This window comes from Candidatus Poriferisocius sp., assembly GCF_965204015.1.
Taxonomy (GTDB): Bacteria; Actinomycetota; Acidimicrobiia; order Acidimicrobiales; family Bin134; genus Poriferisocius.
Genome location: NZ_OZ241965.1, coordinates 1,218,210 through 1,245,169, shown reverse-complemented (window position 1 = coordinate 1,245,169; position 26,960 = coordinate 1,218,210). Strand labels below are relative to the sequence as shown.

The 26,960-nt window shown below is 65.8% G+C and carries 15 protein-coding genes; 5 read left to right on the top strand and 10 right to left on the bottom strand.

Annotated elements, in window-relative coordinates; translation table 11 throughout:
• Window positions 1-3: 3 nt before the first annotated feature.
• From ACOGJC_RS05640 to ACOGJC_RS05625, 4 genes are read right to left on the bottom strand one after another with little or no spacing between them, the layout of a single operon-like run.
• Window positions 4-1,707, bottom strand: a complete 1,704-nt coding sequence (locus ACOGJC_RS05640) for a hypothetical protein (protein WP_419847536.1) — start codon at window positions 1,705-1,707, stop codon at window positions 4-6.
• Window positions 1,708-1,754: 47 nt separating this feature from the next.
• Complete coding sequence (locus ACOGJC_RS05635) at window positions 1,755-3,488, bottom strand: hypothetical protein (protein WP_419847535.1); 1,734 nt, start codon at window positions 3,486-3,488, stop codon at window positions 1,755-1,757.
• Entirely contained in the window at window positions 3,485-5,173 is a 1,689-nt protein-coding gene (locus tag ACOGJC_RS05630; protein WP_419847534.1) for a hypothetical protein, read from the bottom strand. The genes ACOGJC_RS05635 and ACOGJC_RS05630 overlap by 4 nt, the downstream gene beginning before the upstream one ends.
• Complete coding sequence (locus ACOGJC_RS05625) at window positions 5,170-6,858, bottom strand: hypothetical protein (protein ID WP_419847533.1); 1,689 nt, start codon at window positions 6,856-6,858, stop codon at window positions 5,170-5,172. Before ACOGJC_RS05625 ends, ACOGJC_RS05630 begins: the two co-directional genes overlap by 4 nt.
• Window positions 6,859-6,924: 66 nt before the next feature.
• On the opposite strand from ACOGJC_RS05625, the gene ACOGJC_RS05620 reads away from it, so the two are divergent.
• Window positions 6,925-9,696, top strand: a complete 2,772-nt coding sequence (locus ACOGJC_RS05620; protein WP_419847532.1) for a putative Ig domain-containing protein — start codon at window positions 6,925-6,927, stop codon at window positions 9,694-9,696.
• Between the two features lie 108 nt (window positions 9,697-9,804).
• Here the strand turns inward: ACOGJC_RS05620 and ACOGJC_RS05615 are convergent, their stop codons facing one another.
• On the bottom strand, window positions 9,805-12,096 hold the full coding sequence (locus ACOGJC_RS05615; protein ID WP_419847531.1) for a fibronectin type III domain-containing protein: 2,292 nt from the start codon (window positions 12,094-12,096) through the stop codon (window positions 9,805-9,807).
• Between the two features lie 201 nt (window positions 12,097-12,297).
• Here ACOGJC_RS05615 and ACOGJC_RS05610 point away from each other — a divergent pair, with 201 nt between their 5' ends.
• A complete protein-coding gene (locus ACOGJC_RS05610; RefSeq protein WP_419847530.1) occupies window positions 12,298-13,803 on the top strand; it encodes an AAA family ATPase in 1,506 nt (501 codons plus the stop codon).
• A gap of 72 nt (window positions 13,804-13,875) precedes the next feature.
• Here ACOGJC_RS05610 and ACOGJC_RS05605 read toward each other — a convergent pair whose 3' ends face one another.
• Together ACOGJC_RS05605 and ACOGJC_RS05600 are read right to left on the bottom strand one after the other, a co-directional pair.
• Window positions 13,876-15,132, bottom strand: coding sequence for a fibronectin type III domain-containing protein (locus ACOGJC_RS05605; protein ID WP_419847529.1), 1,257 nt, complete (start codon window positions 15,130-15,132; stop codon window positions 13,876-13,878).
• Window positions 15,080-15,457 carry a hypothetical protein gene (locus ACOGJC_RS05600; protein WP_419847528.1) on the bottom strand — a complete coding sequence of 126 codons (378 nt, stop codon included), beginning with the start codon at window positions 15,455-15,457 and terminating at the stop codon, window positions 15,080-15,082. The genes ACOGJC_RS05605 and ACOGJC_RS05600 overlap by 53 nt, the downstream gene beginning before the upstream one ends.
• 240 nt (window positions 15,458-15,697) lie before the next feature.
• Here ACOGJC_RS05600 and ACOGJC_RS05595 point away from each other — a divergent pair, with 240 nt between their 5' ends.
• The 3 genes from ACOGJC_RS05595 (at window position 15,698) to ACOGJC_RS05585 (ending at window position 20,007) form a co-directional block, all read left to right on the top strand.
• Complete coding sequence (locus ACOGJC_RS05595) at window positions 15,698-18,085, top strand: ATP-binding protein (protein WP_419847527.1); 2,388 nt, start codon at window positions 15,698-15,700, stop codon at window positions 18,083-18,085.
• Window positions 18,086-18,325: 240 nt separating this feature from the next.
• The gene (locus tag ACOGJC_RS05590) at window positions 18,326-19,801 is read left to right on the top strand and encodes a fibronectin type III domain-containing protein (RefSeq protein WP_419847526.1); all 1,476 of its coding nucleotides are present in this window, start codon (window positions 18,326-18,328) and stop codon (window positions 19,799-19,801) included.
• A gap of 8 nt (window positions 19,802-19,809) precedes the next feature.
• Entirely contained in the window at window positions 19,810-20,007 is a 198-nt protein-coding gene (locus ACOGJC_RS05585) for a hypothetical protein (RefSeq protein ID WP_419847525.1), read from the top strand.
• Between the two features lie 93 nt (window positions 20,008-20,100).
• Here ACOGJC_RS05585 and ACOGJC_RS05580 read toward each other — a convergent pair whose 3' ends face one another.
• From ACOGJC_RS05580 to ACOGJC_RS05570, 3 genes are all read right to left on the bottom strand, one after another.
• Window positions 20,101-20,763, bottom strand: a complete 663-nt coding sequence (locus tag ACOGJC_RS05580) for a hypothetical protein (RefSeq protein WP_419847524.1) — start codon at window positions 20,761-20,763, stop codon at window positions 20,101-20,103.
• A gap of 406 nt (window positions 20,764-21,169) precedes the next feature.
• Window positions 21,170-21,427: a hypothetical protein gene (locus ACOGJC_RS05575; RefSeq protein WP_419847523.1), complete on the bottom strand. Its 258-nt coding sequence runs from the start codon at window positions 21,425-21,427 to the stop codon at window positions 21,170-21,172.
• A gap of 35 nt (window positions 21,428-21,462) precedes the next feature.
• Window positions 21,463-26,262, bottom strand: coding sequence for a cadherin-like beta sandwich domain-containing protein (locus ACOGJC_RS05570; protein WP_419847522.1), 4,800 nt, complete (start codon window positions 26,260-26,262; stop codon window positions 21,463-21,465).
• Window positions 26,263-26,960 lie beyond the last annotated feature (698 nt).

Genomic DNA, 26,960 nt, shown 5'->3' with positions numbered 1-26,960 from the left:
TGCTCACTGGTATACCGGCTCCATGTCGGCGTAGTGGTTCTCGGGCTGCCACACCCTGACGTAGTCGAACGTCATGCGCTTGCGAATGTAGGGGTGCTTGGCCAACTCGCCCTCCTGGGGCCGCACCAGCCAGCCCCAGACGTTCAGGAAGATCGGCATCGGTATGTGCGAGACGGCCACCTGTTCGAGCAGCGTGCTGTTATCGCCGGGGACGAGGTTCTCGAAGAATCGATTCTTGATGTTTCGGCCCAGAACGAGGGCCGTGCCTCGGGACTTCTGCTGAACGGTGATCTGGTTTTTGGGCAGCAGCGTCAGCCCATTCTGGAGGCCGTGTACCCATATGTAGGTGCGGTAGCCGCGCGGAGTCCATTCCAGACCCTTGGTCACCGTGAACGTGTCCGTGTCGCTGCATCTGCCATTGGGGTTGTAGACGATCCCTCGCTGCCAAAAAAAGGCCGGTCTGGCGCAGTACTGGGTGTACTTGAGCGTACGGATCGGCTTCAAGTGGGTCGGGTTGTCTGCACCGGACCAGTTGGCGTACTGATGAGCGATATCGAACTGCCTGTAGGCGCTCGGACTGCTAGGGGACTCGAAGATGTCGATCTCGACTTGAGATGACTTCAGGTAGTCCTCCCAGCTCTCTACCTCCACCCCGTACTGGTCGCGCAGGTAGTGCAGCCCGCCGCTCGCCACATTCAGGATCATGTTGTAGTTCTGGTAGACGTCCCGCCATTGGTCGATATTGAAGGTGTACTGGGTCTCGATGTAGCCGTATTTCATATGCAGATGGCCGCGAGTTCCCAGCAGAAATCCGGCAACCGGGCCGAACCCGCATGATGAGAAGATGCCCATGGTGAAGCCGCCGTCGCCCACGTTGCCGCACGGCTCGCCCCTGGAGTCGACGTTGTCGCAGGCGTTGTGGTAGTTCCACACCGCAGGATCGAGGGTGGACATCCCGTCGCGGCAGCCGTTTGCGTCAGCCGACGGAGGGGTGCCGTTGAACTCCTCGGCGAACACCAACCGGTAGTTGGCGCTGTCCTGTACCAGTTTGGGCAGCTTGGCGCGCAGCGCCGCCTCGTCGGCCGCGGCGGCCTGCCCCGGCGGCAACAGCTCGCGCAGGAACAGGCACGTGAACGCCTCCGGCGTGCCGCCGTCGTAGTCCTCGCAATCTGCCGCCTCCGCGGGCGGGTCCACCGCCACCTCCCGGTACACCTTCAGGCCCGAGTCCGCGTCGGCCGCCGACAACTCCACCGCGCGAGACGCGAACCCCCCCAAGTATGCATTCTTTACCGTGACTTCCTGACTGCCCTCGGGCCAGTAGAGATACAGCACCCCCTCCGGCGTGACCTGCACCGTGACCTCGTTGCAGCCTTCATCGGGTTCGCAGGCCTGATGCAGCGGGCCTGCCGACTGGCCTTCCACCGCGAACGACAAATCCAAGGAACTCGCGTCGCGCCCGGCCATGGCCACCTGCGCGAAATAGCTCGCCCCGTTGGTGGCCACCGCCGCAGGCGTGAGGATCGGGTCGTTGTCGTCCCACAACGTGCCGTAGAACGGCACCGAGTACTCCGTGTCGGTGAAGCCCGCCGCAGGCTGGTACGCGCCAGCCGAACCGCCGCCCGTCGCGCCAGCCGTGCTGCCCGCCAGGGCAGCCGCCAGCACGGCTGCCGCGCACAGCACCGCCACACTCGCACGGCGCCGGCTCATCCGGCGACCCGGCGGTCGGCGCGAAGCCGCCTGAAGCGACGCAGGGCTCACTGGTACACCGGCTCCATGTCGGCGTAGTGGTTCTCGGGCTGCCACACCCTGACGTAGTCAAACGTCATCCGACGGCGTATGTAGGGGTGCCGATCTGGGAGCATGTAGCTCCACGTGTTGAGGTGCAACGGCAGCGGCGCGTGGGCCACGGCGACCATTTCAAGCAGCGAGCTGGCGTCGCCGGGAATCAGGAATTCAAAGAACTGATCCTTGTCCGGCCACCCCACTCCTTTGGTGAGGCCGTTTCGGATCTGCCGGATGTACATTTTCTTCTTGGGCATCAGGGTCATCCCGTTCGTGAGGCCGTGTACCCATATGTAAGTGCGGTAGCCGCGCGGGGTCCACTCGATCCCTCTGGTCACGGTGAAGCTGTCGGTGCTTTTGCAGCGGTTGTTCGGAGCGAACCTATTCCGCACGACCCCCGACCCGCCGTCGTATCTGCAGAAGTCGGTCCACTTCTGGCTTTGAATTGGCTTGAGGATGTCAGGTTTCTCTCTGATGGCCCAGTTGGCGTATTGGTGCGCCACATCGAAGTGGCCGGGAAGCTCGAATATGTCGACCTCGACTCCGGAGTGCTTGAGGTGGTCTTCCCAGTTCTCTATCTCGACCTCGTATTTGTCGCGCAGATTATACAGCTTGTGGCCCCGGAGGTTCAGGAGCATCGTGTAGTTGTGGTACACGCTATGCCACTGATCCATATTGAAGGTGTATTTGGCCTCTAGGTAGCCGTACTTCATATGCAGCAAGCCCGCCGTGTCGATGTTCGCGGAGACGAACGGGCCCGCCACCCCCGGCTTGCATGTCCCCGTGGCGGCCATGGTGTAGCCGCCGCTGCCGATGTTGCCGCACGGCTCGCCCCGGGAGTCGACGTTGTCGCAGGCGTTGAAGTAGTTCCACACGTCCGCGTCGAGGGTGGACAGGCCGTCGCGGCAGCCGTTGGCGTCGGCTGGGGGCGGGGTGCCGTTGAACTCCTCGGCGAACACCAGCCGGTAGTTGGAGCTGTCCTGCACCAGTTTGGGCAGCTTGGCGCGCAGCGCCGCCTCGTCGGCGGAGGCGGCCTGGCCCGCCGGCAGCAGTTGGCGCAGGAACAGGCAGGTGAACGCCTCGGGCGTGTCGTCGCCGTAGTCCTCGCAACCCGCCGCCTCCGGCGACGGTTCCACCGCCACCTCCCGGTACACCTTCAAGCCCGAATCGGCGTCGGCCGCCGACAGCTCCACGGCTCGGCTCGCGAATCCGCCCAGATGGGTGTAGTACACCCGGCCGGCTGGGCTGTCGCGCTCGGTGTGCAGGTACAGCAGTCCGTCGGGGGTGGCTCGCACGGTCACGTCGGTGCATCCCTCGTCGGGATGGCAGGTTTGGTACTCCGACGCGTCCGACTGCCCTTCCACGGCGAACGACAGGTCCAGGGCGCTGCCGTCGCGCTCGGTCACGGCAACCTGCGCGAAGTAGTTCGCGCTGTGGGTGGCCGCCGCCTGGGGCGACAAGACCCGGTCATAGATGTGATCGCTCCACAGGCGGCCGTAGAACGGCACCGAATACTCAGCGTCGGTGAAGCCCGCCGCAGGCTGGAACCCGCCGGCCGAACCGCCGCCCGTCGCGCCGGCCGTGCTGCCCGCCAGGGTCGTCGCCGCCACGGCTGCCGCGCACAGCACCGCCACACTCGCACGGCGCCGGCTCGTCCGGCGACCCGGCGGTCGGCGCGAAGCCGCCTGGAGCGACGCGGCGCTCACTGGTACACCGGCTCCATGTCGGCGTAGTGGTTCTCGGGCTGCCACACCCTGACGTAGTCGAACGTCATCCGACGGCGTATGTAGGGGTGCTTGTCGGCATCCAGGAACGACCACACGTTCACGTTCAGCGGCAGCGGAACATGGCCGACGCCGGCCAGCTCGAGCAGCGAGCCGTTGTCGCCGGGCACGAGGTACTCGAAGTACTGATCTGCGGCTGGGTCGTCGCCCCTGACGCGAACTGAGCCGTCGGTATGGTGGCGCTCGATGTAGATCCTGTTCTGGGGGGCAAGCACGAGGTCATTGTGGGTGCCGTCGATCTTGATGAAGGTGCGGTAGCCGCGGGGGGTCCATTCGAACCCGCGAGTCACGGTGAAGGAATCTCGGTCGTGGCAGAAGCGATGACCCTCAGCCACCGCAAACTCGGACAAATCATGATCTCTGCGGCAGAAGCGGACCCGTTTTGTGGTGCTGAGAGGCGTCAGTTCAGAGTCGAAGCGTTGCCAGTTGGCATGTGTGCCCGTCGACTCGTTGCCGTTGGAGTGTTCGAATATGTCGATTTCGACCTCGGTGGTCTTGAGATGGTCCTCCCAGTCGTTCGCTTCGATGCCGTACCGTTCGCGCTGGTACGGAAGTCGTGAGCCTCCGGCGTGCAGGATCAGATTGAAGTTGTCGTACACCGCTTGCCAGTGGTCCATGTTGACGGTGTATTTGAACTCGATGTAGCCGTATTTCATGTGGAGGTGTCCGCCGGTGTGGATGATGAATCCCGCAGACGGGCAGGTGCCCGCGACACCCATGGTGAAACCGCCGTCAGCGACGTTGCCGCACGGCTCGCCCCGGGAGTCGACGTTGTTGCAGGTATTGGGGTAGTTCCACACCGCCGCGTCGAGGGTGGACAGGCCGTCGCGGCAGCCATTGGCGTCGGCTGGGGGCGGGGTGCCGTTGAACTCCTCGGCGAACACCAGCCGGTAGTTGGAGCTGTCCTGCACCAGTTTGGGCAGCTTGGCGCGCAGCGCTGCCTCGTCGGCGGAGGCGGCCTGGCCCGCCGGCAGCAGTTGGCGCAGGAACAGGCAGGTGAACGCCTCGGGCGTATCGTCGCCGTAGTCCTCGCAACCCGCCGCCTCCGCGGGCGGGTCCACCGCCACTTCCCGGTACACCTTCAGGCCCGAGTCAGCGTCGGTTGCCGACAGCTCTACCGCGCGGCTCGCGAACTCTCCGAGATACGCCCGGTTCTTGCTGGCATCGAGCCATCGATCCCTCAGATACAGCAGGCCCTCCGACGTGACCCCGATCATGGCGTCGGTACACCCGTGATCAGGATGGCAGTTCTGAAACGACGGCCCGGCCTGGCCTTCCACGGCGAACGACAGATCCAGGCCGCTCCCGTCGCGCTCGACCATGGCGACCTGCGCCAGGTAGTCCATCCCGTAGCTCACCGATTGGGACGACTCCGCCTTGCGGCCCACAAGGTCGCTCCAGACATGGGCGTAGTGCGGCACGGAGTACCCGGCGTCGGCGAAGCCTGCCGCCGGCTGGTAGGTGGGCCCCGTTGCGCCGGCTGTGCTGCCCGCCATGGTCGTCGCCGCCACGGCTGCCGCGCACAGCACCGCCAGACCCCCACGGCGCCGACGCATCCGACGAGGCGGCCCGCTGGAGCGAGGTCGGAGAGCGGTGCGGCTGCTCACTGGTACACCGGCTCCATGTCGGTGTAGTGGTTCTCGGGCTGCCACACCCGCACATAGTCGACCGTCATGCGCTGGCGAATGTATGGGTGCCGATCTGGGAGCATGAAACCCCAAGTGCTGAGGTGCAGCGGTAGCGGCACGTGAGCAACGCCGGCCTTTTCGAGCAGCGTGCTGGCGTCGCCGGGAACCAAGTTCTCGAAGAACTGATTCCTAGTCTTCTTTGCCTTTCTGACTTTGCCGTCCCGGAGCTGCTGGATGCCGATCTTGTCCTTGGGGATCAGCGTCAGCCCATCCTGGAGACCGTGTACCCAGATGTAGGTGCGGTAGCCGCGCGGGGTCCATTCAATCCCCCTGGTCACGGTGAAGCTGTCGGTGCTCTCGCAGCGATTGCCGATAGCGCCAGGATTCGCCACGATGCCCTGCCCGCCGTCGATTGCGCAGAAGTCGACCCACTTTTGGGCCTGGAGCGGCAGCAGTGTCTCGGGAAGGTCTCTGACGGCCCAATTGGCGTATTGATGGGCAACGTCGAAATTTTGATAGCCAAGGTCGTAACCGCCGGAGAACTCGAAGATGTCCAGCTCGACCCCGGAGTGCTTGAGATGGTCTTCCCAGCTCTCTATCTCCACCCCGTACTGGTCGCGCAGCTCATGCAGTCTGTGACCTCGCAGGTTCAGCAGGGTCGTGTAGTTGTAGTAGATCCACCGCCATTGGTCGATGTTGAACGTGTATTCGATCTCGATATAGCCGTACTTCATGTGAAGAAGGCCTGACGTGTTGAGATCTGAGGAGGCGAACGGTCCCGCTACTCCCGGCGTGCATGTCCCCGCCTCAGCCATGGTGTAGCCGCCGCTGCCGACGTTGCCGCACGGCTCGCCCCGCGAGTCGACGTTGGAGCAGGCGTTGAAGTAGTTCCATACGCCCGGGTCGAGGGTGGACAGGCCGTCGCGGCAGCCGTTGGCGTCGGCTGGGGGCGGGGTGCCGTTGAACTCCTCGGCGAACACCAGCCGGTAGTTGGAGCTGTCCTGCACCAGTTTGGGCAGCTTGGCGCGCAGCGCCGCCTCGTCGGCGGAGGCGGCCTGGCCCGCCGGCAGCAGTTGGCGCAGGAACAGGCAGGTGAACGCCTCGGGCGTATCGTCGCCGTAGTCGGCGCAGCCTGCAACGGCTGGCGACCGATCCACCGCCACCTCCCGGTACACCTTCAGGCCCGAGTCGGCGTCGGCCGCCGACAGCTCCACCGCTCGGCTCGCGAATCCGCCCAGATGGGTGTAGTACACCCGGCCGGCCGGGCTGTCGCGCTCGGTGTGCAGGTACAGCAGCCCGTCGGGGGTGGCCCGCACGGTCACGTCGGTGCATCCCTCGTCGGGATGGCAGGTTTGGTACTCCGACGCGTCCGTCTGGCCCTCCACGGCGAACGACAGGTCCAGGGCGCTGCCGTCGCGCTCGGTCACGGCGACCTGCGCGAAGTAGTTGGCGCTTTGGGTGGCCGCCGCCTGGGGCGACAAGACCCGGTCATTGACTTGATCGCTCCACAGGCGGCCGTAGAACGGCACCGAGTACACAGCGTCGGCAATACCCGCCGCAGGCTGGTACCCGCCACCCGTCGCGCCAGCCGAACCGCCCGCCGAGGCCGTCGCCAGCAGGCCCGCTATACACAGCACCACCACCCCTTTGCGCCGCAATTTCATGCGGCACTCATGCTGTTTCACACTATCCCACATGCTGGCTCACATGGTATATGGTGTCGGTAACCCATGCCGACGCACTCACATCAACGGTCGACAGCCTGGCTGACCAGCCTCGGCGCGCTGGTTCTCCTCGCCGCCCTGACGCTGATTGTTCTGGGCTGGCCGGCCAGCGGCGACTCGACGGTCACGGTCACCCAAGGCGACTTCACCCTCACCTGCGATGCCACGGTTGCTGAGGGCGGGACGCTGGCCTGCACCCTCACGAACACCTCCGCCACCGCCGAGGCGTGGCCGGTGGTCGCGATCTTGCACCTGTCCGACGACACCGACCGGGCGCTCGTGGTGGGCAGCCCCATCGACGCAGCCTTCGCTGCACGCCAGCCGGCAGCCGCGCTCGACAGCGGCGTCGAGTGGATCGGCGACACATTGGTCGGCTACTCGCGTTTCGACTGGAGCGGCAGCGCCGACGCCGCCCCGGACACCACCCAAGAGTCGACGTCCTCGCCGTCCGCCAATGCCCGCACGGTGAACATCGCGATCCCCGACGACGCCCTGCAAGAGGGCGCCGAGCGCTTCTACGTGGCGCTGGGGCCTGACGGCAGCCGCGGCGTCGGCCTGCTGTCCACCAACAAGGCGGCGGTGACGATCACCGAGTACGACGCCAGAAGCTCGAACGCGTCGTTGACCAGCCTCTCGGTCACTGCGGGCGGCAGCCAGCACACCCTGTCGCCGACCAGTACAGCCGCGCAGACTGTCAACGTCGGCTACCAGGTGACCGAGGCGACGCTGACCGCCGAGACGGCCCACCAGCGCGCCGCCATGACCATCGCCGCCACGTACGACAGCAGCAGCGTGGTGCTCGCCGCGGGCGGCGTCACCAGCCTCGCGATGACGAGCGGCGAGCAGAGCGCTTCGGTGCCGCTCGGCGTCGGCACCACCTCGGTGACGCTGACGGTGACCGCGGAAAACGGCACCGTCGCCGCGCATCCGATCAACATCGTGCGCAGCGACATCGGCGACGCCACGACGGTCAACGTCACGCTCTACGACTTCGTGCTCTCCTGTCCGGCCGAAGCCGAGGAGGGCACCGACATGGAGTGCACACTCACCAACACCTCCAGCACGTCTCAGCTGTGGCCGGTGGTGGCGGTGCTCCACAGCGCCATCGACGAGATGCGGGCACTCGTGAGCGAGGACCCGGTCATCGCCGATGTCGACCCCGCATACAGCAAGGACCTCACGCTCGGCATGCAGACGCCGGAACGCGACGGCTTCAACCACGGCTACGGCGAGCTGTTCTCGGGCGGCTCGCGCCGCGTGTACCGCATCTGGGGCTACGAGAAGTTCGACTGGGAAGGTTCTGCCGGCGCGGGTGACAAGCGCACCGTCATCATCGAGCTGCACGACAACAGCGCCACCGCCGACGACGACGGCGAGACGGAGGTGTTCTACGTGGCCCTGGCGCCCAGCGACTACGGCGGGCTGTCACAGCTCACCGAGAACACCGCGCCGATCCTGCTGCGCCATGAAATCGACAGCGGTCCGCCGTTGAGCTTGAGTTTCGGGGATGATGCGGTGTCGTTGCTGGAGACGGTAGATCGTGTCTGGACGGTGGGGGCCAGGGTTGACCGGGGCACACCCGATGGGGGCTTGGACCGGCTCCCTGAGGCTGAGCCGGTTGTGCCTTCGGGTACGTCGAGGTTCGAGCTCACCTACTCTGCTGCGGGCTTGCCTGAGGGGCTGAGCATGGGCAACGACCGGGTGATCCGGGGCACTCCTGTTGCGGCCACCGACGGGGAGGTGACCGTAACGTTCACGGCGACGGGCAGGGCGGAGGATGTCAACGGGAACCAGATCGGCGAGGCGGCGACCGCGTCGCTCGAGTTCGGGGTGACCGTCTTGCCGCCGGTGGTGTTCGACCCTGCGAGTCTGAGCTTTTTCACCAACGACATCTTGGAGTACACGGTGGGGCAGGCGGCCCCGTTGAACGTGGTGTTCCCGAGGGCTTCGGGCGGCGAGGGGCCGCTGGAGTATTGGCTGGACAACTGGGAGCCGAGGGTGCCGATCAGCAATTTCGCCACGGGCCTGTCGTATGACCCGGCTGAGCGGGCGCTCACCAGCGGCACCGGCAACGAGGCGCCCGAGGCCGGGCAGTCCTATGCGCTGGTCTATTGGGCCGAGGACCGCAACGGCGCCCGAGCGGTGGCATACGGCAGTATCACGGTGTCAGCGCCGCCGACGCTGCCCGACATCGCCGACAAGACCGTCACGGTGGGCCAGCCGGTGTCGATCGAACTGCCCGAGGCCACCGGAGGGTCGAAGCGAATTGTGTGGCTGCGCTACCGGATGGAACCGGAGATACCCGGCCTGGGGTTCAACTCCCGCACCCGGACCCTGTCGGGCACCCCGACGCTCGCCGGCCAAACGCAGGTCACCTACACCGTGACCGACCGCAACGGCGTCTCCGACAGCGCAACGTTCACCGTGGAAGTGGAAGCGGGCGACCTGGCTCCCGCGGCGCCGCAGATCTCCGCCCGGGCGTTCCCGGCATCCGGCATAGCCCTGCTGGACTGGGACGATGTGGACGACGCCACCGGCTATGTGGTGCAGTTGCGGGCCGAGGACGCCGTCTACCCCTCCTTTGCCGCCGACTCGGTTCCCGACCAGGCATCGCTGCTCGTATACCCCTCCCGCGTGCAGAACGAAGACGGATCCACGATGCGAGCGGTGGTGTTCGGGCTCAGCGACGGGTCCTACAAGGTGCGCGTCGCCGCCGCGAACGCCCACGGAACAGGTCCCTGGTCGCCCGAGGCCTCTGTGACCCTTACTCCCGAATAAGTCGAGAACAATGAGGAGTCGCAGTTCTATGGCGGCAGCAGCGACGATCCCGACGCGGACGAGGATTCCCAGACCCATCACCACCACACACAGCGCACACCCGTAGCTCTAACCCAGGGTGATGGTGTCGCTGAGGCGGTCGCTTTTGCCGTGTTGGTTCTGGGCGCGCACCCACACGTTGTAGGTGGTGCCGGGTTTCAGGTTCTTGAAGGTGACCCTGGTCTTTTTGGCTTTGGGGTCTTTGGTCTTGCCGCTGCCCTTCTTTCCGCCCTCGGGCTTGAGGTGGACGATGTAGCGCTTGGGCGCGCCGCCGACCTCGGGGGGCTGCCAGCTCACCGTCACGGTGTTGGAGGTGGCGGTGAGCGCCAACGCCGTCACCGGGCCGGGAACCTCGCCCGACGCCTGCGGCTGCCTCTTTTGCTTCTGCTGTTTCTGCTGGTCGGCACCCGAGCCCACCTGCTGGTTGGATCCCGGGCCCACCCCGTTGAGCTTCGGGTAGTCGCTGGAGGTGCCGAAGTCCCACGGGTCGTCCGCTGAGCCGTCGCTATCGAGGTCCACGTTCCAGTTGGCGTAGATGCCGGTGTAGTCCGTCGGCGCCTGCAACTCGGCCGAGCTGAAGCCGCTGCCCTTCGAGTAGCTGTGCCAACCGGACGAATCGCCCGCGTCCCAGTAGCTCTCATGCACTCGCGACGCGCCCGCCGTGCGCCCCACCATCGGATGGTTGACGCCTCCCGACACGGTGTTCGACACGTAGCTCGCGGTGATCGACCCGCTGTTGTGGCCTACCAGCCCGCCGGCAAAGGACTTTGAATACACACCCAGCTGCACGCGGTCGTTGATACCGGAGTGGGCGGTGCCGGTGGCGTAGGAGGCGGTGATCGCGCCCGCGTTGATCCCGACCAGCCCTCCGACCCGGTTGCCGGGGCCACCGTTCCAGGGGTCCATATCGGCCGACACGTCGGCTGAGGCGAAGCTGGCCGCTATCACGCTCGAGGAGTGCGCCTGGCCGACCAGCCCGCCGACCACCGCGGGAAGGTCCTTGTTCAATCCGGTGCTTTGGGTGATGGTGTTCGACACCGTCCCGGTCACCCAGCTTCCCCGGATCGTGCCCGCGCTCACCCCCACCAGTCCGCCGACGCGGCCCTCGACACAGAGGTCGCCCGCCAGAGGATGTGGGGTATACATGCACGGGAAGGTGCGGGTCACGCTGACGTCGGCGAGCCCGACGTTGCGGATCACCCCGCCGCGGGCCAACTCCTCGAACAGGCCCAGATGGATCGACCGCTGCTCGATATAGCGGCCCGACCCGTCCACCCGGTAATAGCCGGTGGCCGGCGACACGGTGACGTCGTCGGAGTTGATGAACAGGTTGCTGATGGTGTGCCCGTTGCCCTCGAACACGCCGCTGAAATGATCGGTGTCCGCCCCGATCGGCACCCACCCGTGGCCGCTGTTCCAAAAGTCGTCGCCCTCGTCGGCATCGCCGCTGGCGTTGGTGTCGAAGTCCAGGTCGCCGGCCAGCTCATAGCCCACACAGCCCGACGACGGACAGCCCATCTGGGCCAGCGCGTTCGGGAACCCGACATGCAGCGGCCCGCCGTGATCGCTGTAGCCGTCGCCGTCGGCGTCCCACCGCACCGCCTCGAGCTGCGCCAAAGTGGACACCTCGATCAGGCCGTCGTCGTCGGTGTCGTAGTCCACCGTCCCGATCGGCGTCACCTCGGCCGGGGCGACCAGCGGCGTGTCGGGCGACTTCCACACCAGCTCAAGCTTGTACCTGGTGCGCGCGATCTTGCCGCTGTCGCGCGTCCAGCTTCCATACTTGGTGGGTCCGCCGTTGCGGCGGTCGTACTCGGCCTGCGACTTGCCATACCGCATGAACCACTGATTCACCCCGATCTCCAACGTCGTCACCCCCGGACTCATCTTCACGCTCGCCGAAAACTTCTTTCCGATGTTGTTTCCTGACGAGCTGCTGCCCACCATCGCGTAGGCGAAGCCGGGCCAGGTATGGGCAAACGTACCCGGGTATGAGGTCCTGAAGATCGGGTCGAACCTCACCTCCGACACGCTGTCGGCCACATGCACCACATAGCTGTGCCGATCCGGGCTGAACTCCGGATAGAACGTGATGTCCGACGACGTCGCCACGCTCTCGATCTGCAGATGATCCGGGCACATCACAAACTTGACCACCCCGGCCTCCGCCGTCGCCGCCCGGCCCGCATCGGGCACACACGGCGGCAAATACAGCTCATTGCCCACGAACACCCCCTGCGGCTCCTCGCCTTCAACATAGGTCCAAGTCGCAGAAAAACGATCCTCCGCCGACGCCGACCCGGAAGCCAGCACCGCCCCCAAAACCGCCAACACCGCCACCAACCAGACAGCCGTCCGCATACAGCGAATCATCCGCAAAAACCGCATATGACCACCCCCACCACACATTACACACCCCAAAAAGACGCTGCTTGGCGGACGCGACCGCCGGCGGTAGAGTGGGTCAATCTTCCCCTGAGCCGACCCTCTGTTGCCATCTAGGTAAATTGCATTTACAATAAGTGCAGTTGTATTAAGTGAATTTACCAATTTGGAGGGCTAGTGGCTGCGCCGGTTAGGCCAGGGAGTCTCTACAACCGAGAGTTGGAGTGGGAGGACCTGTCGCGTTTTGTGATGTCGCCGCGGCCCGGGCTTCGGTTGGGCATCGTGTACGGCCGGCGCCGCTATGGCAAGAGCTATCTGCTGCGCCGTCTGGTGGAGGCGACGGGCGGGGTGTACCACTTGGCGCTGCGGGAGGAGCGCAGGCCTGCGCTGGACCGGTTCGCCACCAGCCTCAGCCGACAGCTTCAGTGGGCGCCGCCCCAGCCGTTCCGAGACTGGAGCGACGCCGTGGAGCAGGCGGTGAGCGTGCTGGGCAGCAGGGGGGGGCAACCGCAGCTGTTGGTGATCGACGAGTACCCCTACCTCCGACAGAACAGCCCCGAGTTGGACTCGGCGGTGCAGGCGGTGATGGACGAGGCCGCGGCGGGGGCCTTGGCCGAGAGGTGGACAGCGCCGGTGAGCATTGTGTTGTGCGGGTCGGCCATGTCGGCGATGACCCAGATCTTGAGCGGGACGTCGCCGCTGCGGGGCCGGGCGACGCTCGACTTGGCGCTGGCGCCATTCGACTACCGGCAGGCCCGCGGCTATTGGGAGATCCAAGACCTGGGCGCGGCGTTCGCGGTGGACACCGTGGTGGGAGGGGCCGCGGGCTACAAGGACCTGACCGCGGACGTCGGAGTCCCGCACCGCCCCGAGGACTTGCCCGAGTGGCTGGCCGCCACGGTGTTGAACCCGTCCCACGTCTTGTTCCGCGAAGACGACTATCTGCTCAGAGAAGACCCCCGGGTCACCGACGAGGCCGCCTACTACTCCCTGCTCCAAGCGGTGGCCGACGGGCGGACGTCGCCGTCGAAGATCGCCGAGGCGCTCGCCAGGACGTCCAACGACATCAGCCATCACCTCAAGGTGATGACCACCGCCGGATTCGTCGTCCGCCACGACGACCTGCTGGCCGACCGGCGGCCGGTCTACCGGGTGGCCGACCCGATCGTGCGCTTCCACCACCTGATCAACCGGCGCCACCGCGCCCGGCTGGAAGACCGCCAAGCACCCGAGGTGTGGGCCGACGCCGAGGCCACCTACCGCTCACAGATCGTCGGCCCCCATTTCGAGTCGATGTGCCGCCTGTGGGCAGACCGCTACGCCTCAGAGGAGACCCTGGGCGCCCCTGCCGACAGGTCAGCCTCCGTGCAAGTTCACGACCGGCGGCAACGGCAGTCCTTCGAGCTGGACGTGGTCGCGCTCCGCCACGGCCCCCAGAACAGCAGAACCAAGGCCATCCAGCTCATCGGGGAGGCCAAGTCCCACCAGCTCGGCACCGACTCCCTGGCCCGCCTCGACGACCTCGCCGACCTTTTGGCCGGCCGCTCCGGAGTCACGCTCTCGCCCACCGCCAAGCGCCTCCTGTTCTCCGCCCGAGGCTTCACCCCCGACCTGGTCGCCGCCGCCCAAACCCGCCCCGACCTAGAGCTCATCGACCTCCCCCGCCTCTACGAGGGGAAATAAAAGCGCCAGCAGCACATCCCACCCCCACCGCGCCGCCCTCACAAACCTCACTCACGGTGTCCCTCCCGGGGTCTACTCCTCGGGCAGGGTGATGGTGTCGCTGAGGCGGTCGCCTTTGCCTGCTTGGTTCTGGGCGCGCACCCACACGTTGTAGGTGGTGCCCGGTTTCAGGTTCTTGAAGGTGACCTTGGTCTTCTTCGCCTTGGGGTCTTTGGTCTTGCCGCTGCCCTTTTTGCCGTCCTCGGGCTTGAGGTGGACGATGTAGCGCGTGGGCGCGCCGCCGGTGTCCCAGTAGCTGTCGGTAACCCGGCCGGCGTTGTGGCCGACTAGGCCGCTGCGCTCGAAGCCCTCCGGCACAGCCCCGGTGGCGTAGCTCGCGGTGATCGTCCCGCCGTTGCGCCCGACCAGCCCGCCCAGCAAGTGGCCCGCCAGCGACAAGGAGGTGTCGAGGTTGGACTGGACCGCGCCGGTGGCATAGGCGGCGACGATGGTGCCGTCGTTGGCGCCCGCCAGCCCGCCTACCTGGCTGCCGACCGAGCTCTTGGGCGTGTGGTTGGCCACCACGCTGGCCGCCGAGTAGCTGGCCGCGATCACGCTGGAACCGTGCGCATAGCCCACCAGACCACCGGCCACCGCCGCCTGTGACATGCGGGAGTCGGCGCCGTTGGTGATGGTGTTCGACACCGCGCCGCTCACCCAGCTTCCGCTGATGGCGCCGGCGCTCACCCCCACCAGACCTCCCACGAACCCGTCGGCGCAGCGGTACCGCTGGCTTGAGAGGCAGGTGAAGTTGCGGGCGACGCTGATGTCGGCGAGGCCGACGTTGCGGATCGCGCCGCCCCCGGCGAGCTCCTCGAACAGCCCCAGATGGATGGACCTGAGGCTTTTGTCGGTGGTCCAGCTTTCAACCTTGGCGTATTCGGTGGCGAGCGACTGCGTGTCGCGGTTGGAGTCGATGAACAGGTTCGAGATCACGTGCCCGTTGCCCTCGAACACGCCGCTGTAGTGCAGGGTGTTCGCCCCGATCGGCACCCACCCGTGGCCGCTGTTCCAATAGTCGTCGCCATCATCGGCCCCGCCGCTGGCGTTGGTGTCGAAATCCAGATCCGCAGCAAGCTCATAGCCCACACACCCCGACGTCGGACAGCCCATCCCCAAAAGCGCGTTCGGGAATCCCGCATGAAGCGGGCCGCCGTGGTCGCTGTAGCCGTCGCCGTTGGCGTCCCAGCGCACCGCGTCGAGCTGCGCCAAACTCGACACCTCCACCAAGCCGTCGTCATCGGCGTCGTAGTCCACCGTGCCGATCGGCGTCAGCTTCCACCGATACATACGTCCAGCCTGGCCACAGTTTCGGTCCCTCGCTGCCCCGGGTGAACAAGGGCCAAGAGAACTGCCCCATCTTCAACCGCACCTCCGACACACCGTCGGCCACATGCACCACATAGTCGTGGCGATCAGGGCTGAACGCCGGATAGAACGTGATGTCCGACGCCGTCGTCGCGCTCTGGATAGTCAAATGATCCGGGCACATGGCGAACTTGATCGTCCCCGCCTCCGGCGCCTGACCCCCACCAGCCGCACACGCCGGCAACAACAGCTCCTTGCCATCGGACGCCGCCTGCTGCCCACCGCCCTGGCCCCCCTGCGCCGCCACAGGCCCCGAAGCCAACACCCTCGCAACCATCCTAATCACATGGAACGATCCCCACACTCCCGCGGTGATACCGCTTCGGATGTCCCCAAAACACGCTGAGTGATCACCGGGATGGGATTGTCGGTTCCGGAGATTCTTTCGATTGCCGAATTATCTGTATGAGTGTATGTATGGTTTTGTATGATTCAAGACTGCGCCGCAATTCTGGCGAGCGGCGGCGCCTGAGCGGGGAGGGATGCAGTGGCCGACGTTGATCAGCGGGATGGGGAGTTGGAGGCGCTTGGGGAGCGGCTCACGCGGTTGAGCGAGGCGAGCGTGCGCATCAATGAGAGTTTGGAGTTCGATGAGGTGCTCCAGGGGGTGCTGGATTCGGCCCGGTCTGTGACGGCCGCCCGCTACGGGGTGATGACTTTGCTCGACGAAGGCGGGCAGGTGCGGGACTTCTTGTCGTCGGGGACAACCGCTGAGGAAGCCGAAAGGCTGTGGCTTACCCCAGACCCCTATCAGATCTTCGAGTCGCTGACCGAGATCGCCGAGCCCCTGAGGGTGGCCGATCTGGCCGAACACGTCAGGTCGCTGGGCTTCCCTGAGTTTGAGGTCCCCGTGCCGGTGGAGGTGTTCAGCTTTTTGGCGGTGCCGATGTTCTATCGGGGCGAGCGGGTGGGCCACGTGTTCGTGGGCGACAAGGACGGCGGCGCCGGGTTCACCCGCGCCGACGAGGAGACCCTGGTGATGTTCGCCTCCCAGGCCGCGATGGTCATCGCCAATGCCCGCCGGCATCAGGATGAGCAGCGGGCCCGGGCCGATCTGGAGACGCTGGTGAACACCTCGCCGGTGGGCGTGGTCGTCTTCGACGCGGTGTCCGGCGCGCTGGCGTTGTCCAACCGGGAGGCCGTGCGCATCGTGGAGGGCCTCCGAGAGGACGAACAGTCGCTGGAGGAGCTGTTGGAGGTGGTGACCTGCGTGCGCTCCGACGGTCGGGAGGTGTCGCTTCAGGGGCGTCCGCTTTCGGCGCTGCTCATGTCTGGTGAGATGATCAGGGCCGAGGAGATCGCGCTGCGGGTTCCCGACGGGCGAAGCGTCGGCGCTTTGCTCAACGCCTCCCCGATCCGCTCCGCCGACGGTGAGGTGGTGTCGTTCGTGGTGACCCTCCAAGACATGGCGCCGCTGGAGGAGCAGGAGCGGCTGCGGGCCGAGTTCTTGGCCATGGTGAGCCATGAGCTCCGCACGCCCCTCGCCGCGGTCTTGGGGTCGGTGGGCACGCTTTTGGACACCGCCGGAGGGCTGGACCCCGCCGAGACCACGCAGTTCCTCCGCATCATCCGCGACCAATCCGACCAGATGCGCCACCTGATCGGCGATCTGTTGGACGTCGCCCGCATCAACACCGGCACCCTGCCCGTGGCCCCCGAGCCCGCCGAGGTGCACCTGTTGGTGGACGACGCCAAAGCCAGGTTCCTCACCGCAGGCGCCGCCAACTCCTTGAAAGTGGAACTGGCCCCGGACCTGCCGCTGGTGATGGCCGACCGGCGCCGCATCGTGCAAGTGCTGAGCAACCTTTTGTTCAACGCCGCCGGGAGCTCGCCCGATGGGTCGCCCATCGTGGTGGCCGCGGTACGCGACGGCCTCCAAGTGGCGGTCTCGGTAGCTGACCAGGGCCGGGGCATACCGTCGGAGCAGATGCCGGATCTGTTCCGCAAATTCTCGCGGGCGCACAGCCCGGACCATGGATCGAGCACCGCCGGGTCGGGCCTCGGGCTGGCCATCTGCAAGGGCATCGTGGAGGCCCACGGGGGCCGCATCTGGGCTGAGAGCGAAGGGCCCGGGCTGGGAGCGCGGTTCACCTTCACCCTGCCCGCAGCACAGGCCCCGACCACCGCTTCGGCTGCGGCCTCCCCAGGATCGCGGCCCACAGCCCACCGCCAGGTCCGCGTGCTGGCCGTGGACGACGACCTCCAGGCGCTTCGCTACATCACCGACGTCCTCGCCCGAGCGGGATACGCGCCCATAGCGACCAGCGACCCCGCTGACATCGGTCGCATCATGGCCGAGGACAAGCCCCACCTCGTGCTGCTCGATTTGGTGCTGCCCGACCGCGACGGCATCGAGGTGATGAGCGACATCCGCGGGACGGCCGACGTGCCCGTCATCTTCCTGTCGGCATACGGCCACGATGAGACCGTGGCCAGGGCCTTCGACATGGGCGCGGCCGACTACGTGGTCAAACCCTTCTCGCCCACCGAGCTGACCGCCAGGATCAGAGCCGCGCTGCGCAGGCGGGCGGAGCTCTTGGAGGGCGAGCCATCGGCGCCCTATGAAGCCGCCGGGCTGAGCATCGACTACGCCTTGCGCCGCGCCGCAGTCGACGGGGAGCAGGTGGAGCTGACCGCCACCGAGTACGCCGTGCTCCACGAGCTGGCCGCCCACGCCCCCCGGGTGCTCACCCACAGTGCGCTATTGCACCGGGTGTGGGGGCCCGAGAGAGTCGGCGAGGCCTGGCTGTTGCGCGACGTCGTCAAACGACTCCGCCGCAAACTCGGCGACTCCGCCAACAACCCCAAATACATCTTCACCGAACCACGCGTCGGCTACAGCATGCCCCCCGGCGAAACATCCGACCAGCCATAGGGACATACACAGATCCACACTGTCATTTCGTCAATGCTGTTCCTATCATTGAATTAGCTCAGCATCATCTATCGTTGTGCTAGCTTCATCCGCGGCGAGGTCGGTCGTGTTCCCTTGCTCTAATGCCCAAGGTGCCGCTCCCGCCGATAGGAAGGAGAGACCCGAATGCGCAACGATCGCTCGGATCATCGGGGAAGTTCAGCTAGGACTGGCGTTCGGCCAGCGGTCCTGTTGTTGGTCTTGGCCTTCGTCGGATCCTCGGTTCTCATTCTCAACGGCCCGGCCGCGGCTCAGGCCAACGACTCCGTCGGCGTCGGGAGCCCTGCCGACCTCCAGGCGCACGCCGGCGACGGCGAGCTGCGCCTCACCTGGCTCGCGCCGTCCGCGGCGGTCATCGGGTACGATGTGCAGTACAAGACCCGCGACGCAGCGAACCAGCAGGCGAGCACGCCCGGCGATCCGTCCACGGGATGGGTCGACGCCGGCCACAGCGGCACCGACCCCTCGCACACGATCTCGGGTCTGCGCAACAGCCTCCGCCATTTCCTCCGCGTGCGGGCGATCGACGCGTCCGGCAGCGGCCCGTGGGCTATCACCGGCGGCGCGCCGACAGCGCCCCCCGATCCCAATAGGTTCTGCCAGCCGATCCCCAGGTGCGGGCGGGAGCTGGTGGTCGTTCCGCCGGTGCTGCGGCTGGAAGGGCCCAACTCGGCCGACCTCGACGAGGGCCGTGCTGTCAATGTGACGGTCACTTTCCGTCCGACCCCCGGCGTCCACCTCGAAAACGACAACGACGAGGAGTACCCGACCGACAAGGTACACACCGTCTATTACTCGTACCTGCCGGTCGACACCACGGTGCATGTCGAGGTGGACACGAACCATCGGCACCACACCGCGACCGAAGGCGAGGACTTCACGCTGTCGACCAAAAAGCTCACCGTCGTTGCCTACGAAAAGTTCGCGTCTTTCCAGGTGCGTGCGCACGCTGATCGCAAAAACGAAGGCGCCGAGTGGATCGTCCTGAAGCTGACCCCGGTGAGCAATGCGCCCTACAAGATGCCCGAGCCGATCGGTGTGATTCTCAAGATCTGGGATTTCTCGAGAGAACCACAGATCTACCTCCTCGGCCCCGACAGCGTCGGCGAGGGGGGCAAAAGTGTGCGTGTGACTGCTGTATTGAAGTATCCGGCCCCGGAGGGCGGCGCCACGGTCGAGTTGAGTGTGGGCGCTGGGAGCACGGCAACTGAAGGCAAAGATTTCACGATGCCGGCAACAGTGACCGTTCCTGAGGGCGGGTATTGGGCGACGACATATTTGCCGATAGTCGACGACGGCATTCACGAGGGCCCCGAAACGATCGAGGTGAACGCCGTCAACACGGCCACGGGCCTAAAGGACTCGCGCCGTATCACCATCCACGACAACGACCCGGTGCCAGGGCCGGTGCAGAACTTGCAGTTGGTGCCGAAGGGCGAGGGCACGAGGCTACGAGTCAAATGGGACGCCCCGACCAGCGGCGGCACGGTCACCCGCTACGAGGTGACGCTCCAAGACAGCGAGGGCACCACGGTCGATGTCAGAAGGCCCGGCTCCAAGAAGCAACACGTCGTGTTCCGCAACCTTCGAAGCGGCGCGACCTACCAAGTGAGCGTGCTCGCCAAGAGCGGAGAGGGCAAGGGCCAGGTAGTTACCGCCCATCTGACTCTGGATTGAGGCCCGGCGTGCGGCTCAAAGCAGGATCGGGAATCGACGGGGTGGAGCAGTCCCCTGGCCAAGATGGCGGACTGGGCGATCACGAAAGCGTTCCATTGGGACGGCGAAATCGAAGAGGCCCCAGTCTGATGGGCATACTCGACCTCTTCCTGATAGCCGTCGCCGTCGCCATCGGCTTCTACTTCTACACAACTAAGAGGCGCTGAGGCACCCTCATGGAAGTCAGCCCCGTCGTCGAATACTCCCTCTAGTCGTTCGCCAGAGCTTCGCCGAATGAACTGCTCAGTTCGAGGGCCAGTTCAGGTCTTCTTCTCGGCAACCAGCCAGTCGTCAAGGTCTTCGTTGACTGCGGTTGGAGCACCAGGAAATGGCAGTTCGAATTCGTTGCCCAAGAGTGCGAATATGATTCCTCGTTGTGGATGGTCGAGAATCCATCCTTGTGGCGTAGTGAAATACCATTCGTTGCCGTCGCTGCGAGTATTGTACCAGACGCCTTCGAGGGGATCGTTGTTTGGCTGTAGATAGATGACGCTTTGGGCGCCGATGGGCAGCACAGAGCGCAATTGCATGACATCCGAGTCCATTGGTCTGGGTATCTGAACGTAATATCTTGTCCTGTCGTCGTCTTCAAACACGAGATTGAGGGTTACACCTTCGGGTTTATCCTCAGAAGCGCCGAAGAAACGCCCATTTTCTACATCGATCAGCGTGGCTTCAACGACGATTGTTGAGCGCTCGGCCAGATCCTGGACGGTGGCAGCCGGGTTATAGTCAAAATGGAACGACTGGAAGTATGAGTCATAGGTATAGGGAGATGCCTCCTCGGACTCGGCACTGGAACCACAGGCAACCGCGATCAGAGATGCGATGATGAGTGCAAGACCGCGAAGCAGACGGAGGTGAATCCGGCGATTGGCCGGCTTCAGTGTTGTTGGGTTTGATGAGTCGTATACAGGTTTCATGAGTCCTCAACCTCCAGTTCGTCCATGTGGTCGATCGTGTGTTGTACATAAGTCTGAGAGGTGGAGGTGCCCGACACCATGCACCCCCAGCCGCTCGAATGGTGGGTTGCTCCAGCTGAGTGGCCAACCTCGTGGCATATGGTCTTGCGCCTTTCATTAGTGGGAAGCGTGCCGGTGTTGCTTGATATGCGAATATCGGCATTGTCACATTCGTCGCCATTTCGATCATCGCACTGGTATAGGCCTCTGTAAGCAGTAGTATTGAATCGTTGAAAGTAGACATCGGTACCGGAATTACAGCTTTGGAGAGATCCACCGCTGAAATTGTCGATGAGTTGAGGTAGTTCATCGAAGCTGTCGCGACCACCGGTGGAGTTCACCGACCCTTACCTTGTAGAGCGCTGCTCTATGACCCATTGGAACCCTTCCCCTCATTCAGCCGGGCGCGCAGCGTAGCCCCGTTTGGAGAGGATCGTCGCTGCCCGCTCCGGCGCAGGATGCGGTTCCACGTGTCGCGGGCCGCGGCCTGTTTAGCTATTTTGCGGTGGTGGCGGCGGGCTTTGAACCCGCCGACTTCGGTGGCGTGCGCTCGGGCTGCTTCTAGGTGGGTGATGGGGCCGGTGGGGTGCCAGCCGCAGACAGGGCATTGGCGGGCGAATCTCATGGGCGGCTCCTTGGGCGACGCGGCGGGGTGGGTTGTCAGTCGGTGCCGGTGGCGGTGGTGCCGGTGGCGGTGGCGGACCATGGGCTGGTGCTGTTGCCGATGAGGGCGCGCACTTGCACTTGGTAGGTGGTGCCGGGGGTGAGGCCGGAGATCTGCCCGCCCGTTCGGTAGTTTGCGAGCCAGTTGTCGCCGTCCAGCGATCCCCGTCGCTGCCATGCCGAGGTGCCCTGCTCGCGCCAGCGCAGGTGGTAGGCCGTCACTGCGGTTGAGGGCGCGTTCCAGGTGACGGCCAGCTTGGTTCCGCTGCCGTATCTGGTCGGTGGTTCGACGCTGCTGATGGTGGGCGCGGCCGGCGGCGCAACTGGCGTGCCCTCCTCGATCCGATACGACCAGGGCCCGGTGCCGGCGGCGTTGCGGGCCCGCACGCGCACCTCATAGGTCGTGTTGTTGGCCAGACCGCTGATCGTGTGGCTGCCCCTGCCCTCGTTCAGCGCGGCGCTGGCGCTGGCGGTCGACCAGGAGGTCGTGCCCTTGGCCCGGTACTGCACGTCGAAGCTCGCATACGGCGAGTGGTCGTCGCGGATGTACCAGGCCACCAACAAGCTGCTGTTGCCCGGCTCGGGATCGAACACGTTGGGCCTCTGACGCGGCGTCACGGTGGCGTCGTCGTCTTCGATGGTGAACGTCATCGAGCTGGGCGCGCCCGCGGTGACCAGATCGGGCAGGGTGTCGCCCACCGACACCGTCAGCGTCTCATCGTCGGTGTCGCTGTCGTGGTTGGCGCGCAGCGTGGCGACCCCCTCGGGCTGGCCCGCGTCGAAGGTGACCGACGTCAGCGGGGCGTAGTCGCCCGACTCCGCCGAGCCCGGTGTGAGCGTGACCGGGATGGTCACGCTCACCGGCTGGGGCGGACTCATTCTCAGCACCACATACACCGTTTCGCCCTCCAGCACCGGGTCGGGCTGAACCCGGGCAATCGACACCCTCGAGGAGAACTCGTCGTCGTCGATGGTGACGGTCCACGCGCTGGGCGTGCCCGCGGTGGTCAAGGGCGGCAGGTTGGCGCCCAGCGAGACCGTGAAGTGCTCGTCTTGCGCGTCGCTGTCGTGCAGGATCCGGATCTGTGCGAACCCGTACGACTGGCCCGCTCCCACCGTGACCGACGACGGGCCCGAGTAGTCGCTCGACTCCGAGTCCACGTTCGCGTACTCCAGCGGAATGGTGATCCGGTTCGGCTGCGCCGGCGAGACCCCCACGAACACGTAGAGAATCTCCCCCTCCCTGACAACCCCCTCCTCGAGGAGCGGAATCGACCGCATCCCGGTGATCGACACCGTTGACCGCACTTCGTCGTCGTCGATGGTGACCGTCACCGAGTTCGGCGACCCCGGGTTGAGATCGGCCGGCAGACTGGCGCCCAAAGCCACCGTCAGCGTCTCGTCGTCGGCGTCGGAGTCCTGGAGCGCCCGCAGCGCGGCGGTGCCCGACGTGGCGCCCGCTGCGATCGGCACCGAACTCGGCGCGCTGTAGTCCCCCGACTCCGCGGAGCCGGCCGTCACCACCAGCGGAATGCTGATAGCAGTGGCCTTCGCCTCGGTGATCGTGACCGTGATCTGCGCCGATGAGCCCTCCCCCACCGGGTTGGGCGCCACCGCAATCGTGGCGACCTGGCCGACGTTCACCCCCACGGTGTAGGTCTTGGACACCTGGTTGTCCTGCGCGGTGACCACTACGCTGACCGTGGTCGTGGTGCCCATGGACACCGCGATCGCCGCGCTGGCCGACCCGCTGGCCGTGGTCGTGCCCTGCACCGTGACCGAGGCGTTCGAGTCGCTCACCGTCGGCGTCACCTTCACATGGGTGACGTCGGGCTCAGCCGACGCCGAGTACGACGTGGTGGCCGGCTTGAACGCGGGCACCAGCGGCACGGTGCCGCCGAAGGTAGAACCGTCGGTGCTGCTGCTCACCGACAACGCGCTCAGCGTGGCGTCGCCCGAGTCCACCTCCACGGTGATGGTGTAGGTGCTCGTCGTGGTGCCGTCCTCGGCGGTGACCACCACGCTGACCGTGGTCGCGGTGCCCGCGGTCAACGCGATGGAGGCGCTGGCCGTGCCGCTGGCCGTGGCCGCGCCGTTCACCGTCACCGCGGCGTTCGAGTCGGCCACCGTCGGCGTCACCTTCACATGGGACACCGTCGAGCGCTGCGTCGTCGAGTAAACGAGCGTGCCCGACGCGAACGCCGGCGACAGCGTTGCGGTGCCGCCGAAGGTCGAGCCGTCGGTGCTCGTGCTCACCGACAACGCGCTCAGCGTCGCCTCAGTGGACACCGGGGTCTGCTCCACGTAGCGGACCAGGCCGAAAACGCTTTCATTGAAGTAGAGGTCTAAGGTTGCGGCGGCCACCAGGATCTTGCCCGCGGGACGCAGCGCAATCGCGACCGCCGAATCGGCCTGAGAGGCAACCAAGTCTGTGGTGACCTTGCCGGTGCCGGCGGTGCCGAAGCCGGTGTCCAGCGTGCCGTCGGCGTTGTAGCGGACCAGCGCGAGAGGACCGGAAAAGTCGATGAAGTCCCTGGCGTTCCCGGCGGCCAGTATCTTCCCGTCCGACTGGATCGCCACCGCAAAGGCCGTGTCAGCCTCGTCGTCGGCGGTGGAGACGTCGGTGGTCACGGTGCCGCTGGTGCCGAAGCCGGTGTCGAGCGCCCCGTTGGCGTTGTAGCGGGCCAGCGCGAAGTCTTCGTTGGCGGCGCCGGCCGCCACGATCTTGCCGGCCGAGTCAATGGCCAGCGCGTAGGCGTCGGCGTTGGAGCCGATGCCGGCGGTCACGGTGCCGCCGGTGCCGAAGCCGGTGTCGAGCGTCCCGTTGGCGTTGTAGCGGGCCAGCGCGAAGCCGTTCGCGGTCACCACGATCTTGCCGTCGGGGTCGATCACCATCGCGTTGATCTGGTCGTTGGCGGAGCTGATGGCGGTGCTGACCCGCCCGCCGGTGCCGAAGCCGGTGTCGAGCGTCCCGTCGGTGTTGAGCCGCACCAACGCGAAGTCATGGTGGTTATCAGCCGGATCTCCGGGCGTGTTGTTGTCGTTGGTCATGTAGCCGGCCACCACAATCTTGTCGTCGCTCTGCACCGCCACCGCGAACGCCTGCTCGTCGAAATCGTTCGAGCTGCCGAAGAACACGGTTGCCTTGCCGTCGGTGCTGAAGCCGGTGTCGAGCGCCCCCGCGCTGGTGTAGCGCGCCACGGCGATGTCGTCGTTCGTGCCGTTATTGGTGAATCCCGCCGCCACGATGTTGCCGCTCGAGTCGATCGCCACCGCCCTGACCACGTCTTTGTTGGCGCCGAAGTCGGTGGTCACCCTCCCGGCGGTCCCGAAGTCGTTGTCCAAAAGGCCAGAAGGCCTGTAGCGGGCCAGCCCGAACTTCGCGGAGCGCTCGACGGTGCCGACCACCACGATCTTGCCGTCGGACTGCACCGCCATCGCAGTCGTCTCGGCCTCTGCGGAGCTGAACGAGGTGATCACGACGCCGCCGGCGCCGAAGCCGCCGTCCTCGTCGAGCGCGCCCGCGCTGGTGAACCGGGCCAGGGCGAAATCGGAGACGGTATGGCCTCTGGCGGCCTCGCCGCCCACCAGGATGCCGCCGCCGTCGGTCAGCGCGATGGCGCGGGCAGTTTCGTTCCCATCGTCGCCGATGCTGACGGACGCCCTGCCGTCGGAGCTGAAGGCGGTGTCCAAGGCGCCGGCGCTGGTGTAGCGGTAGACGGCGAAACCAGACCCCCCATACCCGGCCGCGACGATCTTGCCGTCGGACTGAACCGCAACCGCATGGGCCGCATTGGCCCGGGCAGTGCCGGAAACAAGAGTGGTCACATGACCGTCGGAGCTGAAGCCGGTGTCCAACGCGCCATTGGTGTTGTAGCGCGCCAAGGTCAAGCGCGGGCCCGACACCCCCTGGCCTATATTCCCGATGCTGAGCCCCGCGGCGACGATCTTGCCGTTCGAGTCGATGGCGATGTCGTTGATCTCATCGCCGCTGGTGCCCGAGATGTTGGTTCTGACTGTGCCGTTGGTGCCGAAGGTGCCGTCGGGGTCGCCGGCGGTGGTCAGCCGCAAAAGCGCGAAGTCTTGGTGGTCGTCGTTGGTGTTGGAGGCCGTGTTGTTGTCGTTGGTGGCGAACCCGGCCAGCACGATCTTGTTGCTTGCGTCCACCGCCATCGCCTGCGCGCCGTCCTCCAAGGTGCTGCTGAAGTTGACGGTTGTGAAGCCGGAGCGGGTGGTCTGGCTGAGAATACTGCCGAAACCGGCGTCGAGGACCCCGCTGGAGCTGTAGCGCACCAGCCCGAAGCTGCTGCCGGCCTGCCCGCCCACCAGGATCCGCTCGGCGCCGCCGACCGTCTGGACCGCCACCGCGTTGGCGACATCGTTCTGTGCCGTCGCCACAAAGTTGTGGACCGCGAAGCCCCGCTTGCTCCCCGCGTACTCCGGCCCGAAACCGGTGTCCAGCGACCCGTCGACGTTGTAGCGGGCCACGACGAACTCTTGGCCGAGATTCGGGTTCGCGGCATAGCCGGCCACCACGATCTTGCCGTCGGACTGCAACGCCACCGCACGCGCCTCATCGTCACCGCCGTTGTGGCTGCCGGGAACGGTGAAATTGGTCAGCACCCGCCCCTCGTCCCCGAAGCCGGTGTCCAGCGACCCGTCGGGGTTGTAGCGGACCACCGCGAAGTCCTTGCTGGTGACCTCTTCGCTGCCGTGCCGGTTGACCTTGGTCGCCCACCCCACCGCGACGATCTTGCCGTCCGGCTGCTCCACAATGTCGAAGATCTCACTGTGCACGGAATTGAACGCCGTGGTCACCTTGCCGCCAATCCCAAACGTATGATCCAAATCCCCGGCCCGAACCCCCCTCGTCAGGCTCAACCTCACCTTGTCGCCCGCCGACCAGCTCAGGCCGGTGCTGGACCAGGTTGCAGACCTTTTGTTCTCGCTGAGACTAGCGTCCGCCAGCCTCAACGCACTGCCGTCGGCATACAGCGTCCCACCGGACCTTATGGCCGCGGGGATTTCCTTGTCGAAACTTAAGTCAAGTGTTACGCCACTTATTGTCCCCAAACCGGTAACGGCATAGTCAGCGCCAGCAAACCTGAAGTCATCGTCAGTCAGCACACTTGTCGAACTGCACTCCACACCGGTGAAGCCATTCTCGCAACCGTTGCCAACAACCAAGGGGCCCGCCGTCAGCGTGGCCGACCAGATGGTCGTCTCGCCGTGGTCAGCAGCAGCGGGCGGCGCGTTGTGAACGAGAACGAACCCCGCCGCGGCCAGCGCGACCGCCACCAACGCCCAGAAGCTGCGAGCTAGCACAGAACGCCTGTTCTTGGGGGGGGGGGGGGTGATGGCAGCCCTCAAGAAACGGCGTACCCCGCTGCTGTCGCTCCCGGCCTCGAAGTTGGTTCCCACGCCCTCTGTAGCCACCGGTCAGCCTCCCGAGTTCCCGTGCCCCACCCGAAAAGGGGAAGCAAATTATCAAGCAA

What these genes read in the sequence shown, in the direction of transcription:
- ACOGJC_RS05625 (WP_419847533.1), bottom strand. Translation starts at nt 6,858, where the DNA reads ATGAAATTGCGGCGCAAAGGGGTGGTGGTGCTGTGTATAGCGGGCCTG.
- ACOGJC_RS05640 (WP_419847536.1), bottom strand. Translation starts at nt 1,707, where the DNA reads ATGAGCCGGCGCCGTGCGAGTGTGGCGGTGCTGTGCGCGGCAGCCGTG.
- ACOGJC_RS05615 (WP_419847531.1), bottom strand. Translation starts at nt 12,096, where the DNA reads ATGCGGACGGCTGTCTGGTTGGTGGCGGTGTTGGCGGTTTTGGGGGCG.
- ACOGJC_RS05605 (WP_419847529.1), bottom strand. Translation starts at nt 15,132, where the DNA reads ATGTATCGGTGGAAGCTGACGCCGATCGGCACGGTGGACTACGACGCC.
- ACOGJC_RS05620 (WP_419847532.1), top strand. Translation starts at nt 6,925, where the DNA reads ATGCCGACGCACTCACATCAACGGTCGACAGCCTGGCTGACCAGCCTC.
- ACOGJC_RS05580 (WP_419847524.1), bottom strand. Translation starts at nt 20,763, where the DNA reads ATGAAACCTGTATACGACTCATCAAACCCAACAACACTGAAGCCGGCC.
- ACOGJC_RS05575 (WP_419847523.1), bottom strand. Translation starts at nt 21,427, where the DNA reads ATGAGATTCGCCCGCCAATGCCCTGTCTGCGGCTGGCACCCCACCGGC.